General features: G+C 63.7%; 16 protein-coding genes. 12 read left to right on the plus strand and 4 right to left on the minus strand.

Annotated features, from left to right (window positions below):
* Nucleotides 1-33: 33 nt before the first annotated feature.
* From BLS48_RS08685 to BLS48_RS08700, 4 genes are read left to right on the plus strand one after another with little or no spacing between them, the layout of a single operon-like run.
* Nucleotides 34-771, plus strand: a complete 738-nt coding sequence (locus BLS48_RS08685; protein WP_091576756.1) for an ATP-binding cassette domain-containing protein — start codon at nt 34-36, stop codon at nt 769-771.
* Nucleotides 764-1513, plus strand: a complete 750-nt coding sequence (locus tag BLS48_RS08690; protein ID WP_091576758.1) for an ATP-binding cassette domain-containing protein — start codon at nt 764-766, stop codon at nt 1511-1513. The genes BLS48_RS08685 and BLS48_RS08690 overlap by 8 nt, the downstream gene beginning before the upstream one ends.
* A complete protein-coding gene (locus BLS48_RS08695) occupies nt 1510-2460 on the plus strand; it encodes an ABC transporter permease (RefSeq protein WP_091576759.1) in 951 nt (316 codons plus the stop codon). The genes BLS48_RS08690 and BLS48_RS08695 overlap by 4 nt, the downstream gene beginning before the upstream one ends.
* Before the next feature lies 1 nt (nt 2461).
* Nucleotides 2462-3433 (plus strand): ABC transporter permease, encoded by a 972-nt coding sequence (locus tag BLS48_RS08700; protein ID WP_091576761.1) that lies wholly within the window; start codon nt 2462-2464, stop codon nt 3431-3433.
* Between the two features lie 21 nt (nt 3434-3454).
* Here the strand turns inward: BLS48_RS08700 and BLS48_RS08705 are convergent, their stop codons facing one another.
* Both BLS48_RS08705 and BLS48_RS08710 read right to left on the minus strand, forming a co-directional pair.
* On the minus strand, nt 3455-4294 hold the full coding sequence (locus BLS48_RS08705; RefSeq protein WP_091576763.1) for an amidohydrolase family protein: 840 nt from the start codon (nt 4292-4294) through the stop codon (nt 3455-3457).
* Between the two features lie 49 nt (nt 4295-4343).
* A complete protein-coding gene (locus BLS48_RS08710; RefSeq protein ID WP_091576764.1) occupies nt 4344-5141 on the minus strand; it encodes an IclR family transcriptional regulator in 798 nt (265 codons plus the stop codon).
* 168 nt (nt 5142-5309) lie between these two features.
* Between BLS48_RS08710 and BLS48_RS08715 the strand changes: the two genes are divergently transcribed.
* From BLS48_RS08715 to BLS48_RS08750, 8 genes are all read left to right on the plus strand, one after another.
* Nucleotides 5310-6629 carry an ABC transporter substrate-binding protein gene (locus BLS48_RS08715; protein WP_091576766.1) on the plus strand — a complete coding sequence of 440 codons (1320 nt, stop codon included), beginning with the start codon at nt 5310-5312 and terminating at the stop codon, nt 6627-6629.
* Between the two features lie 164 nt (nt 6630-6793).
* Nucleotides 6794-7690: a carbohydrate ABC transporter permease gene (locus tag BLS48_RS08720; RefSeq protein ID WP_091576768.1), complete on the plus strand. Its 897-nt coding sequence runs from the start codon at nt 6794-6796 to the stop codon at nt 7688-7690.
* A gap of 2 nt (nt 7691-7692) precedes the next feature.
* Nucleotides 7693-8559 carry a carbohydrate ABC transporter permease gene (locus BLS48_RS08725; protein WP_091576769.1) on the plus strand — a complete coding sequence of 289 codons (867 nt, stop codon included), beginning with the start codon at nt 7693-7695 and terminating at the stop codon, nt 8557-8559.
* Nucleotides 8560-8563: 4 nt separating this feature from the next.
* On the plus strand, nt 8564-9661 hold the full coding sequence (locus BLS48_RS08730; RefSeq protein ID WP_091576771.1) for an ABC transporter ATP-binding protein: 1098 nt from the start codon (nt 8564-8566) through the stop codon (nt 9659-9661).
* 5 nt (nt 9662-9666) lie between these two features.
* Nucleotides 9667-10779 (plus strand): mandelate racemase/muconate lactonizing enzyme family protein, encoded by a 1113-nt coding sequence (locus tag BLS48_RS08735; protein ID WP_091576773.1) that lies wholly within the window; start codon nt 9667-9669, stop codon nt 10777-10779.
* A 10-nt stretch (nt 10780-10789) separates the two neighbouring features.
* Complete coding sequence (locus tag BLS48_RS08740) at nt 10790-11119, plus strand: L-rhamnose mutarotase (protein WP_091576776.1); 330 nt, start codon at nt 10790-10792, stop codon at nt 11117-11119.
* Complete coding sequence (locus BLS48_RS08745) at nt 11112-12188, plus strand: Gfo/Idh/MocA family protein (RefSeq protein WP_091576778.1); 1077 nt, start codon at nt 11112-11114, stop codon at nt 12186-12188. Before BLS48_RS08740 ends, BLS48_RS08745 begins: the two co-directional genes overlap by 8 nt.
* Entirely contained in the window at nt 12185-12640 is a 456-nt protein-coding gene (locus BLS48_RS08750) for a MaoC/PaaZ C-terminal domain-containing protein (RefSeq protein ID WP_167365007.1), read from the plus strand. Before BLS48_RS08745 ends, BLS48_RS08750 begins: the two co-directional genes overlap by 4 nt.
* Before the next feature lie 129 nt (nt 12641-12769).
* Here BLS48_RS08750 and fghA read toward each other — a convergent pair whose 3' ends face one another.
* Nucleotides 12770-13633, minus strand: coding sequence for an S-formylglutathione hydrolase (gene fghA, locus BLS48_RS08755; RefSeq protein WP_091576933.1), 864 nt, complete (start codon nt 13631-13633; stop codon nt 12770-12772).
* Between the two features lie 168 nt (nt 13634-13801).
* Nucleotides 13802-15241, minus strand: coding sequence for an NAD(P)-dependent oxidoreductase (locus tag BLS48_RS08760; RefSeq protein WP_091576782.1), 1440 nt, complete (start codon nt 15239-15241; stop codon nt 13802-13804).
* Between the last annotated feature and the right edge of the window lie 43 nt (nt 15242-15284).

Here is a 15284-nt window from a genome sequence, read left to right on the forward strand (position 1 = left end):
GGGGGAGCCGGCCAGCCAGCATCGAAACACGACATGCTTGAAATCAGAAACATATCCAAACGCTATGGCGAGACGGTCGCGCTCGCGGACGCCTCGATCGCGTTCCGGGCGGGGACCATCCATACCATTCTGGGTGAGAACGGTTCGGGCAAGAGCACGATGGTCAAGCTTCTGTCCGGCATCGTCCAGCCGGACAGTGGCGCGATCCTTTTGCAAGGCAAGCCGTTCTCAGGCGCCGGCCCCTCGGTCTTCCAGGCGCAAGGTTTCGCCACGGTGTTCCAGGAGGTGCTGATCGCGCCGGACCGCAGCGTGACAGACAACATCCTGCTCGGCCTCGACGGGCTGGTCCGACGCACCGTCCCCCGCAACGAGCGTCGCGACCGGGCGGCTGCGGCGTTGAAGCGCTTCGCCGTCACCGACGTTCCGCTCGATTCGCGCGCCGGCCTGTTGCCGCTTGCCGCGCAGCAACTGGTCGTCCTCGCCCGCGCGCTCGTGCGCAATCCAAAAATCCTCATCCTCGACGAGGTCACAGCCGCGCTCGATTTCGCCGATCGCGAGTCTGTCTTCTCGTTGATGCGCGCCCTTGCCGGCGAAGGTTGCCTCATCCTGTTCATCACCCACCGCATGGACGAGGTGATGTCGCTTTCGGACCGCATTTCGATCCTGCGCGGCGGCAGCGTTGTGCGCACCGAGGAACGCGGCGCCTCGACGCCGGCTGAACTGCTGAAGGCCATGGCACCACGCATGGCGGCGGAGCTGGCGCATGGCTGATCACACGGCTCCTGGCCTCGCTGCCCGCGATCTCGTCATCGCGCCCGGCGCCAGCGCAATAACGCAAACCATCGCTCCCGGTGAAATCGTCGGCCTTGCCGGCCTCGACGGCCATGGCCAGGAGCTGTTCCTCAAAATGCTCGCCGGACTCGCCTCGCCGCTTGGCGGCTCGATCGAGTTTGGTGCGCCGGGCGCTTCCCGCAAGATCACCGGCTTTCGCAAGGCCGTCGCCAGCGGCATTGCCTACCTGCCGCGCGACCGACGCGCGAACGGCATTTTCCCGACGCAGTCCGTGCTCGACAATTTCGCTGTCTCGACATTGTCGCGCGATACGCGCCTTGGCCTGATCAGCCCGGCGGCGCGCAAGGCGCGCTACGATATCTATCGCGAGAAACTGTCGATCGTGGCGCCCCGTCCCGATGCGCCGATCACCACACTGTCGGGCGGCAACCAGCAGAAGGTGCTTTTGGCGCGGGCATTGGCGCTGGAGCCTGCGATCCTGCTGCTCAACGACCCGACGCGCGGCGTCGACGTGGCGACGCGGCATGTGCTCTACGATGTCTTTCGTGGTCTGGCGGCCGAGGGCATGGGGCTGGTCATCCTGTCCAGCGAGATCGAAGAGATTCTTCTCCTCTGCCAGCGCGTTCTGGTGTTTCGTGAAAATGAGGTCGCAGCCGAAATCGCCGATGAGCGGCTCACCGCCGACAGTGTAATCGCTGCCATGTTCGGACGGGCGGCATGACCCTGGCAGCCCGCCTCCTGTCTCTTGGACGAAGCGTCGGTTTCGCCGTCGTGCTGCTGGTGATCCTGCTCGCGGTCAATCTCATTCTCAGTCCGGGGCGGTTCCAGCCGGGCTCCTGGGGCGCGCTGGTCGGACTGGCCGCGCCTCTTATCGGCGCGGCCATCGCGTCGACCCCGGTGATCCTTGCCGGGCGTGGCGGCATCGACATTTCGGTCGGACCGCTGATGGGCTTCGTCAATGCTTTTGCGATCCAGGTGCTGTTCCTTGGCGCCGGCATCTCGTCGCCCCTGGTGCTCGTTCCGGCAACGCTGCTCGTTGGCGCGCTGGTGGGCGCGGCGAATGGTTTCCTGGCGACCGTCGTGCGCATCCAGCCGATCGTCGCCACGCTTGGCACCTATCTGATCCTCACCGGCGTCACGCTGACGATCCTGCCGGCGCCGATCGGCCCGGCGCCGGCCTGGCTCAAGGCGCTGTCCGGCCCGCTGTCGCTGCTGCCGCTGGCGGCGATGTTCATTGCCTGGTGGCTGGTGCGGCGCACTCCCTACTACGACCAGCTGATGGCGGTCGGCAGCGACGACCGCGCCGCCTACACCGCCGGTGTCGATGTCACGCGTGTGCGCTTCATCGCCTATGTCATGACCGGCATCTTTAGCGGATGCGCCGGGCTGATGCTGACGGCGCTGATCGGCTCCGCCGATCCCAATATCGGGCCGACCTACACGCTGATCGCCATCGCCGCCGTCGCGCTTGGCGGCGTCAGCCTGGCCGGTGGTCGCGGCGGTGTCGCGGGCGCGGCGATCGGCGCCATCGACATCTTCCTGCTGCAAAGCGTGCTGACGACGTTCAACGTTTCGACCTTCGTGCTGCAGATCGCCTATGGCGCCATACTGGTGCTGGCGGTGATGCTGACCGCGCTGCAGGAACGTTTTGCCATGAGGGGACGCTGACATGGCCACTGGGCGAAACCTGTTCGCGACAACCAATGCCCGCGTCGTCGGTGCTTTCTTTGTCGCCGCCGTTCTGCATCTCGCCGGCACAGTCCTCATCCCCGGCTACTCCTCGCCATTCGCCGTGCGCGCCATGCTGGTGCTCGCCTCGCTGCTGGCGGTCGCCTCGATCGGGCAGACGCTGGTCGTCATCATGGGCGGCATCGACCTGTCCATCCCCTTCGTCATCGGTTTCGCCAATGTCGTGGCGGCGCAGCTCTACGGCGATGGCTGGAACTTTTTTCTCGTCTGCGGCCTCGTCGGGGTGCTGGCACTCGTCATCGGTGGGCTGAACGGGTTGATCTCGCGCAGCCTCGACATCCAGCCGCTCATCGTCACGCTCGGCATCGGCATGGTCGTGCAAGGGCTGGTGCTTTTATGGACAGCCGGCTTCCCGTCCGGCTCCGCGCCGCAAGCGGTTTCCAACTTCGTGTCGATCGGTGGATCGGCTGGGCCGCTGCCGGTTCCATGGCTGGTGCCGAGCCTGGTCGTGCTGGCGGCGCTCGTCGTCCTGGTGCTGGAGCGGACGCCCTATGGGCGTCGGCTCTATGCGCTGGGCAGCAATCCGGGCGCGGCACCGCTGGCACTGATCGACCCGGTTCGCATGTGGGTCATCACCTATGCGGCGAGCGCCTTCTTCGCCGCGGTCGCGGGCGTACTGCTGCTCGGCTTCACCGGTTCGGCCTATGGTGATGTCGGCCAGCCCTATCTGTTCCAGACCATCGCGGCGGTCGTCGTCGGTGGTGCGGCGCTGGTCGGTGGCCGTGGCAGCTATCTCGGCACGATCGCCGGCGTGCTGGTGCTGACGGAAATCAACACGCTGCTGATCGGCCTCGGCTTCCAGCCTTCAGCGGTTCAGGCGGCACTCGGCTTCATCATCGTGCTGCTGGTCTCGCTCTATGGCCGCGAACGGCACGTCTCGACGACGATCTGACGCAATGCCAAGGGGACCCGCCTATTCGAGCCGCCACAGCTTGCGGGCATTCGCGGACAGGAGCCCGTCACGTTCCGAAACGCTGCAGCCCGAAAGCAGCGCATGGGTCGCCGCCACCCAGGTCGAGAGCCCGCCGCCGAGCGTGCAGACCGGCCAGTCGCTGCCCCAGACAACACGGTCCCAGCCGAACACACCGATTGTGTGCTCGACATAAGGCCGCAACGTCTCGGCCGTCCAGCTGCCGGGGTCGGCATAGGCGACGACACCGGAAATCTTGGCCATGACATTCGGACGCCGCGCGATCTCGCTCATATGTTCGCGCCAAGGGTGCTCGGCTCCGCCCTTGATGTCGGGGACGCCGCAATGGTCGAGGACGAACTTTGCATCGGGCGCGAGGTCGGCAAGCGCTGTCGCCTTGGGAATCTGGTGCGGCAGCACGACGAGATCGAAGGTCAGGCCGGTGCCGCCAAGCCGCTTGATGTTGTCTCGAAACTGCGCGCCTTCCGAGAGATCGTCGGGCACGACATGGAGAACGCGGCGGAAACCCTTGACGAAGGGATTTGCTCGTTGACGTTCGAGATAGGCCGCAAAATCCGTCTCTTCCGGCCGGCAGGAGGCGATCGCCCCGGCCAGCATGCTGCCGGGTTGCCGCGACAGCCCTTCGACCCGAGCGGTCTCTGCCTCGATGTCGGCTGGATCGACATCGACTTCCATGTGCAGCACGCGCTCGACGCCGACACGCTGCGCCTCGACAGCGTATTCCTCGTAGGAGAAATCGCGATTGAGCGCCGGCACGCCGGCGAGCCAGGGATAGCGCAAGGCCGAGCGATCGATGAGATGCAGATGGGTGTCGATGATCATGGTGGCTCCCTCCTTCTTGGCTTTTCAGATCATCTCACGGAGGAATTCTTCATTCAAATAAGAATGTCGACGAGCCGACCGCCGACCCGGCCAGCCGCGACAACTTGTCAGCCGTGGCCAGCAGCAGTTCGATCGTCCTGGTGATGTCGGGCGCGGAAGGCGCATTGACGACAGTGATGTAGGGAATCGACAGCGCAGCGATCGCCTTGCCGTCGGAACTGCGCACCGGCGCCGACAGGTTGAAGACGCCGGCGGTCTGCATCGAGGCCATCATCTCGTAGCCACGATCGCGGATCTGGTCGAGACGGGTGAAGAATTCGGCCGATTGCGCCGTCTTGTCGGTGCTGCGGACATGCTCGGAAATCATCATCTGCCGCTCTTCGGGCGAACGGAAGGCGAGCAGGACATGTCCCGAGCCGGTGTCGAACAGGCTGATATGCGAGCCGACCCGGATCGATATGCCCCAGTAGTTCGGCGCTTCCTGCTGAGCGATCACGACGGCGGAACCGCGATCAAAAACAACAAGTTGGTTGGCCTGCTGTGATGTCTCGGCCAGCTCGCGCATCAGCGGCGTGGCGTAGGAAACGAGGCGGCGCACCGGGGCATGCAATTGCGCCAGGCCGAACAGCTTGAGCGTCAGCGAATAGCGGTCTCCATCCAGCCGCGTGACGTAGCCGCGCCGTACCAGCCGGTCGAGCATGCGATAGAATTCGTTCGGGCTGCGGTCGAGTTTCTTGGCGATTTCCGCCTGCGTCAGGCCGCCGTCGACGCCTGCCAGCAGTTCAAGGATGTCGAGCCCCTTGTCGAGCGCCGGCGCGCGATAGCGCTCGTCTTCGCTGTCGTCCATGGCTCTTCCCTCCAGTGAATTCTGTCCTTCATATACGCAGGAATGTGACCAGCGGAAACAAATTTCGCCTTGACGTATCCATGAATGTTTTGTTTGTATATGAATGTAGCACTTCTTGTCATCAGACGAGTTGCGGTCGCCGCTGAGGCGCACCAAGGGAGGATACCAATGAACAGACTGCTTTCCGGCGTATCGGCCGGCGCATTGTTGCTTGCATTCGGTGCAGGCACTGCCCTTGCCGGCGACCTGCCCGGCAAGTTCGAAGGCGTCACCATCGATGCCAAGCTGATCGGCGGCCAGCAATATGAAAAGCTCTACGAGCGGATTCCCGAATGGGAGAAGCTGACCGGCGCCAAGGTCAACATCCTGACCAAGAAGAACGGCTTCGATATCGACAAGGAGCTCAAGTCCGACATCGCCTCGGGCAGCACCAACTGGTGCGTCGGCTGGAACCATTCGTCGTTCGCGCCGCAATATACGAGCCTCTACACCGACCTCGGCAAGCTGCTGCCCAAGTCGGAGATCGACGCCTTCGTGCCTTCGACGATCAAGGCGGCGACCATCGACGGCAAGCTGGAGATGCTGCCGCGCGCGCAGTTCGACGTTTCGGCGCTCTACTACCAGAAGAGCCTGTACGAGAACGCCGACAACAAGACCAAGTTTAAGGCGAAATACGGCTATGACCTGGTGCCGCCGGACACCTGGAAGGAAGTCACCGACCAGGCCGAGTTCTTCGCCAACCCGCCCAATTTCTACGGCACGCAATTCGCCGGCAAGGAAGAGGCAATCAACGGCCGCTTCTACGAGATGGTGGTCGCCGAGGGCGGCGAGTATCTCGACAAGGACGGCAAGCCGGTCTTCAACTCAGAGGCCGGCATCAGGGCGCTCGACTGGTTCGTCAATCTCTACAAGGCCAAGGCCGTGCCGGCCGGAACGACCAACTATCTCTGGGACGATCTCGGCCAGGGCTTTGCCTCCGGCACCGTCGCCATCAATCTCGACTGGCCGGGCTGGGCCGGCTTCTTCAACGATCCGAAGTCGTCCAAGGTCGCCGGCAATGTCGGCGTCAAGGTTGCGCCGAAGGGCTCGTCGGGCAAGCGCACCGGCTGGTCCGGTTTCCACGGCTTCTCGGTGACCGAGAACTGCCCGAACAAGGAGGCCGCAGCCTCGCTGGTATGGTGGCTGACCAACGAGGACAGCCAGAAGCTCGAGGCTGCCGCAGGCCCGTTGCCGACCCGCACGGCGGTCTGGGACTGGGACCTGCAGCAGGCAGCCAACGATCCTTACAAGAAGGAAGTGCTGGCGGCTTTCCAGGAAGAGGCAAAGAGCGCCTTCGCCGTACCGCAGACCCCGTCGTGGATCGAGATCTCGAACGCCGTCTATCCCGAACTGCAGGCGGCGATCCTCGGCGACAAGACGTCCAAGCAGGCCCTGGATGAAGCCGCGGCCAAGGCGACGCAGATCCTCCAGGACGCCGGCAAGCTCTAGCAAACGCTCCCAAGGCTGCCTCCCCCGTCAGGAAGATGGGGGAGGCGATCGCGCCTTTCCGGGCGAAGCCGCGGGCCGATCCATGATGGCCCTTCCGCCACCCGCCGTGGGCTTCGGCGTGGAAGAGGCACCGACAGCCGCATGCAACACCACACAGGACCTCAATGAAGGGCTTCAAGCCATCCGCGCCATTCCTGTTGCTGCTTCCGGCGATGATCGTGCTGGCGGCGGTCGTCGTCGTGCCACTGCTTCTGTCGCTCTATTCCAGCTTCACGCCATTCCGCCTGACCAAGCCCGAGACATTTTACGTCTTCATCGGCATCCGGAACTATCTTTCGATCCTCTCCAACACCGATTTCTGGTGGGCGTTCGGCCGCACTGTTCTGCTGCTGACAATCGCGCTCAATCTCGAAATGCTGCTCGGCCTTGGCCTGGCGATGCTGGTCGAGAAAGCGACACGCGGCCAGCGCATCCTGCGCACGCTGATGATGTTCCCGATGATGTTCTCGCCGATCCTCGTCGGCTTCCAGTTCAAGTTCATGTTCAACGACAATATCGGCCTGGTGAACAATGCCCTGCAGTCGCTCGGCATCACGCAGGACGCCATTCCATGGCTGATCCAAGGCCATCTCGCCTTCATCGCCATTTCGATCGCCGAGATCTGGTCGTCGACGGCGATCTTCGCCATCCTGATCCTCGCCGGCCTGCTGGCCATGCCCAAGGAGCCGATCGAGGCGGCGCGGGTCGACGGCTGCACGCCGTGGCAGACATTTCGCTATGTGACGTGGCCCTTCGTCATGCCTTTCGCCTACATTGCCATGACCATCCGCTCGCTCGACGTCGCGCGCGCCTATGACATCGTCAAGATCATGACCGACGGCGGACCGGCGGGTCGCACCGAGCTGTTGTGGACGCTGGTGGCGCGCACCGCCTACAGCGACGGGCGCATGGGCATGGCCAACGCCATGGCCTATTTCTCGATCCTGCTGTCGATCGCCTTCACCGTCTACTTCTTCAACAAGCTCGCCGCGGCACGCACGCAGATCGGTGCGGAGTGGTGAGAATGGACGAGAATTCTTCCGCCCGCCTCAAGCGTCGGTTGCTGGGCATCATCTATCGCATCGGCCTGTTCCTGGCGATGCTGACGATCTGCCTGCCGGGCCTGTGGATCGTCATCTCGTCGCTGCGGCCGACCGTCGAGATCATGGCCAAGCCGCCGGTGTGGGTCCCGCAGGAGATCTCGCTCGACGCCTATGTCGCCATGTTCAGCGGCATCGGCAAGGGTGGCATCCCGGTGATCGAATACTTCCGCAACTCGCTGATCATCTCAGTCACCTCGACGATCATCGCGGTCGCCATCGGCATGGCCGGCGGCTACGCCTTCGCGCGCTACCGCTTCCGCGGCAAATCCAGCGTGTTCCTTGGCCTGATGCTGACGCGCACGGTGCCCGGCATCGCGCTGTCGCTGCCGCTGTTCTTCCTCTATGTGCGACTCGGCATCATCGACACCCATTTCGGGCTGATCCTTGCCTATGTCGCGCTCAACGTGCCGTTCACGATCTGGCTGATCGACGGTTTCTTCCGCCAGGTGCCGAAGGATCTCGCGGAGGCGGCACAGATCGATGGCTGCACGCGCTGGCAGGCCTTCTGGCAGGTCGAGTTCCCGCTCGCCGGGCCGGGCATCGCGTCCGCCGCCATCTTCGCCTTCCTGACCTGCTGGAACGAGTTCGCGCTGGCCTCGCAACTGACCCGCTCGGTGAGCGCCAAGACGCTGCCGGTCGGCCTGCTCGACTACACGGCCGAGTTCACCATAGACTGGCGCGGCATGTGCGCGCTCGCCGTGGTGATGATCATTCCGGCGCTCACCCTCACCTACATCGTCCAGAAACACCTTGTCGGCGGCCTGACCTCCGGCGCGGTGAAAGGCTGATCCAATGGCAACCGTTACCCTCACCAAGCTGACCAAGCGCTATGGCAATATCGGGATCGTGCACGGCATCGATCTCGACATCGCCGACCGCGAGTTCATCGCGCTGGTCGGCCCCTCCGGCTGCGGCAAGTCGACGACGCTGCGCATGATCGCCGGGTTGGAAGAGATCAGCGCCGGATCGATCGAGATCGGCGGACGCGTCGTCAACGATCTGCCCCCGCGCTCGCGCAACATCTCGATGGTGTTCCAGTCCTACGCGCTCTATCCGCATATGACGGTGCGCGAGAATCTCGGCTTCTCCCTGAAGATCGCCGGTGCCGCCAAGGAAGACATGGACCGCCGTGTTGCAGAGGCCTCGGCCATCCTCGGCCTCGACACGCTGCTGGACCGCCGCCCGTCGCAACTGTCCGGCGGCCAGCGTCAGCGTGTTGCCATGGGCCGCGCCATCGTGCGCGACCCCGACGTGTTTCTGTTCGACGAGCCGCTTTCCAACCTCGATGCCAAGCTGCGCACGCAGATGCGCACCGAGATCAAGAAACTGCATGCCAAGGTGCAGTCGACGGTGATCTATGTCACCCATGACCAGGTCGAGGCGATGACGCTTGCCGACCGCATCGTCATCATGCGCGACGGCCATATCGAACAGGTCGGCACGCCCGACGAGGTTTTCCGGCGTCCGGCGACGCGCTTCGTTGCCGGCTTCATCGGCTCGCCACCAATGAACCTGCATGAAGCGACGATCGACGACGGCCAGATGGTTTTCGCCAGCGGCGAAAAACTGCCTTTGCCCGGTCAGTTCAAGGCCAATGTCGCCACCGGCGACAAGGTGGTGTTCGGGCTGCGGCCGGACGACATCTACCCGACCGGCCATGGCATCAGCTCCGGGGGTGCGGCCGACGTTCACCAGATCGAGCTGCCGATAACGGTCACCGAACCGCTCGGCAACGAGACGCTGGTGTTCGTCGAGTTCAACGGCACGGACTGGGTGTCGCGCATGCTGAACCCGCGACCGCTCAGGTCGGGCGAGCGGGTCGCCATGAGCCTCGACATGTCGCAGGCGCATCTGTTTGCCGCCGACACCGGAAAGACATTGCGGAGCTGACCGACATGGCTAGAATCGAGAAAGTCGAACTGCGGATGGTGGACCTTGTGCCCAAGGTCAAGCGCACCGATGCGATCCAGAGTTTCGTCAGCCAAGAAACGCCGATCGTGACGATCACCGATTCCGACGGTGCGGTCGGCACCGGCTACAGCTACACGATCGGCACCGGCGGCTCGTCGGTGATGCGGCTCCTGTCCGACCATCTTGTGCCGCGCCTGATCGGCCGCGACCCCGACATGATCGAGGCGATCTGGCACGATCTCGAATTCGCAACGCATGCCACCACGATCGGCGCGATCACGGCCATAGCGATCGCTGCGATCGACACGGCGCTGTGGGACCTGCGGGCGAAGAAACAGAACCTGCCTTTGTGGAAACTGGCCGGCGGCGCCAAGGACCGCTGCCCGCTCTATACGACCGAGGGCGGCTGGCTGCACATTGAGACACAAGCTCTGGTCGACGATGCGCTGGCCGCCAAGGCGAAGGGCTTTCGCGGCTCGAAGGTGAAGATCGGCAAGCCGCATGGCGCGGAGGATTTTGCGCGGCTGTCGGCGGTGCGCAAGGCGGTTGGCGACGGCTACGAGATCATGACCGACGCCAATCAGGGCTTCTCGGTCGACGAGGCGATCCGGCGCGCGGCAAGGCTGCGCGAGCTTGACCTCGCCTGGATCGAGGAGCCGCTGCCAGCCGACGACATTGACGGGCATATACGGCTGTCAAATTCGACGCCGACGCCGATCGCCATCGGCGAGTCGCTCTATTCCATCCGCCATTTCCGCGAATACATGCAGAAAGGTGCCTGCTCGATCGTCCAGGTCGATGTCGGCCGAATCGGCGGCATCACGCCCTGGCTCAAGATTGCCCATGCGGCGGAGGCGTTCGACATTCCGGTCTGCCCGCATTTCCTGATGGAACTGCATGTCAGCCTGACCTGCGCTGTTCAGAACGGCAGATATGTCGAGTACATTCCGCAGCTCGACCAGTTGACCGGCAAGCACATGCGCATCGAGGATGGCCAAGCGCTGGCGCCCGACGAACCGGGCATCGGCATCGACTGGGACTGGGACGCGGTCAAGGCCATGAGCATCGCCGAATTCACCTCAGCGATCTCGAAATAGGGAGACTGGCATGCAGCGGATGGGGATGGTTCTGGGGCTGAAGCCGGAAAAGGTCGAGGAGTATGTCCGCCTCCATGCCGCCGTCTGGCCTGACGTGCTGACCATGATCTCAGCCTGCAACATCAAGAACTATTCCATCTACCTGAAGCGCCCGGAGAACCTGCTGTTCAGCACTTTCGAATACCATGGCACCGACTACGAGGCCGACATGGCCAGGATGGCTGCAGACCCCAGGACCCAGGAATGGTGGGCGGTCTGCATGCCTTGCCAGGAGCCGCTGGCGACACGCAAGGATGGCGAATGGTGGGCAGCGATGGACGAGGTCTTCCATCATGACTGAAGGCGGTTTCGATCCTGCCTCACTCGTTCAGTCCTGGCCCAAGCCTTCGAAGCCCCGGCCGATCGTCACCTTCGGTGCCGGATCGATCGTCGGCGACGCGCATTTCCCGGCCTACAGGAAGGCCGGCTTTCCGGTCACCGGGCTTTACGATCCCGATCATGCCAGGGCCGCAAGGCTGGCGGATCAATGGGGGGTAACCGCCTTTCGCTCGGCGGAGGAAGCCGCCGCCGTCGAGGGCGCGATCTTCGACCTCGCGACGCCGCCCTCCCGCCATGCCGATGTGCTGAAATCCTTGCCTGACGGTGCCGTGGCGCTGGTCCAGAAACCGATGGGCGGCAACCTTGCCGAGGCGACCACGATCCTCGAGATCTGCCGTGCCAAGAAGCTCCACGCGGCGGTGAACTTCCAGTTGCGCTTCGCGCCGATGATGCTGGCGCTCAAGGACGCGATCGCCAAGGGCTGGCTCGGCGAAGTCGTCGACTTCGACGCCTGGCTGGCGGTGGCCACACCTTGGGAACTGTGGGAATTCCTGCTCAAGGCGCCGCGCGTCGAGATCGCCATGCATTCGATCCACTATCTCGACCTGATCCGGCAGTTGCTCGGCGACCCGCAAGGTGTCCACGCCAAGACGCTCGGCCACCCCAACCATGCGGTGGCGCAGACGCGCACCAGCGCCATTCTCGACTACGGCGACACCGTGCGCTGCGCGCTGTCGATCAATCACGACCACAAATTCGGCCGCCGGCACCAGGCCTGCGAGTTCCGCATCTGCGGCACCGAGGGTGGAGCCTATCTCAAGCTCGGCCTCAATCTCGACTATCCGCGCGGCGAGCCGGACGTGCTCGAGATCTATCCGAAAGGCGGGACGGACTGGATCGCCGTGCCCTTGGCCGGCGAGTGGTTCCCCGACGCCTTCGTCGGCCGCATGGCCAATGTCCAGCGCTTCGCGGCGGGAGAAGACGCAACACTGATCAGCCCGGTCGAGGATGCCTGGAGCACGATGGCGCTGGTCGAGGCGGCCTATCAGTCGAGCGCGGCGCCGGCGACACCGATCGCGGAAAGACCCTGATGGAACAGATCCAGTATTTCGAGGACTACGAGATCGGCTACTCGCGCCTGACCAGCGGCCGCACCATCACCGAAACGGACTTCATCGTCCATGCCGGCCACACCGGCGATTTCTTCCCGCATCACATGGACGCCGAGTTCATGAAGACGACGCCGTTCGGCCAGCGCATCGCCCATGGCACGCTGGTGTTCTCGGTCGGCATCGGCCTGACGGCAACCATCGTCAATCCCGTCGCCTTTTCCTATGGCTACGACCGGCTGCGCTTCATCAAGCCGGTGTTCATCGGCGACACGATCCGCACGCGCACCACCATCGCGGCCAAGGAAGACGATCCCAAGCGGCCAGGTTCGGGACGTGTGATCGAGCGCTGCGAGGTGATCAACCAGCGCGGCGAAGTGGTGCTGGCGGCCGACCACATCTACATCGTCGAACGCAAGCCGGCGCAGAGCTGAAGCCATCGTCACCTGCGCCGTCGCGCCGCTGGCAGGCGGCCAAGGTCTCGATGCTGCAGTCGTATTTCAGTGCTCCATTCGCCGGCGTCCGTCGCGGAAGGCAATCAGCCCGTCGGATAGCAAAAAGCCTTATGCGCCGGCTTTTGGATCAGACAATCTTTTGGCGTGCCATTTCAGATGGTCGTCCATGAATGTCGAAATGAAGAAATACGAATGATCGTAGCCGTCCTGGATCCTCAATTTTAACGGGATGCCGGCTTGGGCGCAGGCCGCTTCCAGCAGCCAGGGCCGCAGCCCATCGTTAAGAAATCCGTCAGAGGTACCCTGGTCGATGAGGAATTCCGGGAAACGATGTCCGTCCTCGACAAGCGAGGTGGCGTCGTAGTTCCGCCACGAGGCCTCGTCGTTGCCGAGATATTTTTCGAAGGCCGGCCTCGACCAGCCAGCGGTGCGTGGCTGCACGATCGGCGCGAACGCCGAGCAGCTTTTGAAGCGCTCGGGATTTTTCAGCGCGATCGTCAGCGCGCCGTGGCCACCCATCGAGTGGCCGAAGATTGCCTGGCGCGTCATGTCGGCTGGAAACTCCTGCGCGATCAGAGCCGGCAGTTCCTCGGTGATGTAGGAGTACATCCGATAGTTCTTCGCGTAAGGCTCTTGCGTCGCATCGACGTAGAAGCCGGCGCCACAGCCAAACTGCCAATTGTCCTTCTCGTCAGGAATGTCGGCGCCACGCGGACTAGTGTCGGGACAGACGACGATCAGGCCAAGCTCCGCGGCCATCCGCCTGTACTCGCCCTTGTCCATCACATTCGCATGGGTGCAAGTGAGGCCGGAGAGGTACCACACCACCGGGCAAGGCGTTTCACGGGCCTGCGGCGGCACGAAAACGGCAAACGTCATGTCGCAGGCGCAGGCATCCGAAGCGTGGGAATAAACGCCCTGCACGCCGCCATGCGACTTGGCTGCGGAGATGATCTTCATCTGCCCTGACATGTGCTTCTTCCCCGCCATTTCAAAATGCCAACCACAGTCGCTGTGTCTACGGCATTAGTCGGGATCGCGGCAACCTCGAGGCGCGCAAGATCGAGTGCCCCAGGTGCCGGCGGGAAGAATGCCGTGAGGATCACCGCGGCATACATCCGCCTGCGGGGCAGCTTGATCCTATTGATACGGGCCTCTGAGGTTCAGGTTCTCAGCCAACGTACAAAAGCGGTTTGTCAACCGGACAAGCTCCTCGCCTGGTTCGGCGATAACCTTGCCGCGCTGCTCTGGCAGCGCGATTGAAAGAGCCTTCCACAGCTGGGCTTGCCGTTCACACAGACCAGCCAATTCGGAGCACTCGTCGGCGGTCAATTTCCCGAGGTCGCGTGCCGTCACCGGTCCGATGCCGGGAGGCGTGGTCACCCCCAGGGAAAGATACCCTTCCGGAACAGTGCCTTTGGCATTGGTCACCGTTTTGCGGCAGATGGCGTCGAATATCTGGTCGACGGCCTGCCTGGCGCCGGCGACGCGCGAAGGATGATCCGTATCGGCTGCGGCATGCGGCAGAAGTTCAAGCCTGGCGCCATGCTTTTCGACGAGATCGAGATAAGGCAGCATCGGGCCGGAGAGAGCACCGGTGGAGGCATCCCTGAACAGATCGGCATCGATGGCGGCATGGCGCACCTGCCCTGTGTCCAGGGCGTCGCCAAGGGCCGCAACGTCGACAAGCTCGCCGCGATCGTAGTTGACCAGAACCGCGCCCTTGTTCATGCGTGACAGGACATCCGTACCGATGAGCCCGGCATTGGCATAACGCCCGGTCTGCGCGTCCTGCTTGCCGAGACCGACATGGACGCTCAGCACATCGGCGCCTTCAGCCGCGTCGCCGAGGTCTGGCGCATAGGCAAAGCCCTCGGCGTCTATCCAGTCCCGGTGTCGGGGTCGCGCGTGGATCACCACGCGCATGCCGAAGGCGCGGGCAAGCTTGGCCACCTCGCGGCCGATATTGCCGTAGCCGATGATCGCGATCGTCTTGCCTTCGAGCTTCTCGGTGGGAAAATCGCGCAGTCCCCTGCCGGTGTCAAAGGCACCGTGCGCCACCCGGTCGTGAAGCCTGTCGACCGGGAGATCGGGCAGCACTTTCAGGATCGCCTTCATCACCATCTGCGCGGTGGCGCGGCTGTTGATGCCGGGCGTGTTCATCAGGACCGCGGTGCCGCCCTCGCCATTGCCGCCGCCCCAGGAGCGTGAGCCCATATTGCCGGTGCCGGCACCGATCCGCACGCCGGCCAGCGGAAAAACGGTTTCGGCAGGCAGGAAGGTCGCGGCTGCAATGACGGCGTCGTAGCGGCCGTCGCCGGCGGCTTCGATCAGTTCTTCCCGGGCGCTGAGGTCCGGCTGGTAGAAGAAATGCACCCTGCCCTGTTCGAGGCCTGCCTTGTCGCCAAGCGCCGTTGCGTGAAAGCGGCCGCCCCTGGCTTCGATATGGGCGCGCACTTCGCTCGGATCAGGCTTGCCGTCGGGGCCGAAGCGCAGGCCGACCAGATCGCAGATCAGCACCGTGTAGGCGCGCTGCGGATCGATTGGCTCCACGGCCTGTGTATTGGTGTTTGCTGTCACGTCGTTTCCCCATGCAAGAACGGAAAGGCCTGCTGGTACAGCA

Source organism: Mesorhizobium qingshengii (genome assembly GCF_900103325.1).
GTDB lineage: Bacteria > Pseudomonadota > Alphaproteobacteria > Rhizobiales > Rhizobiaceae > Mesorhizobium > Mesorhizobium qingshengii.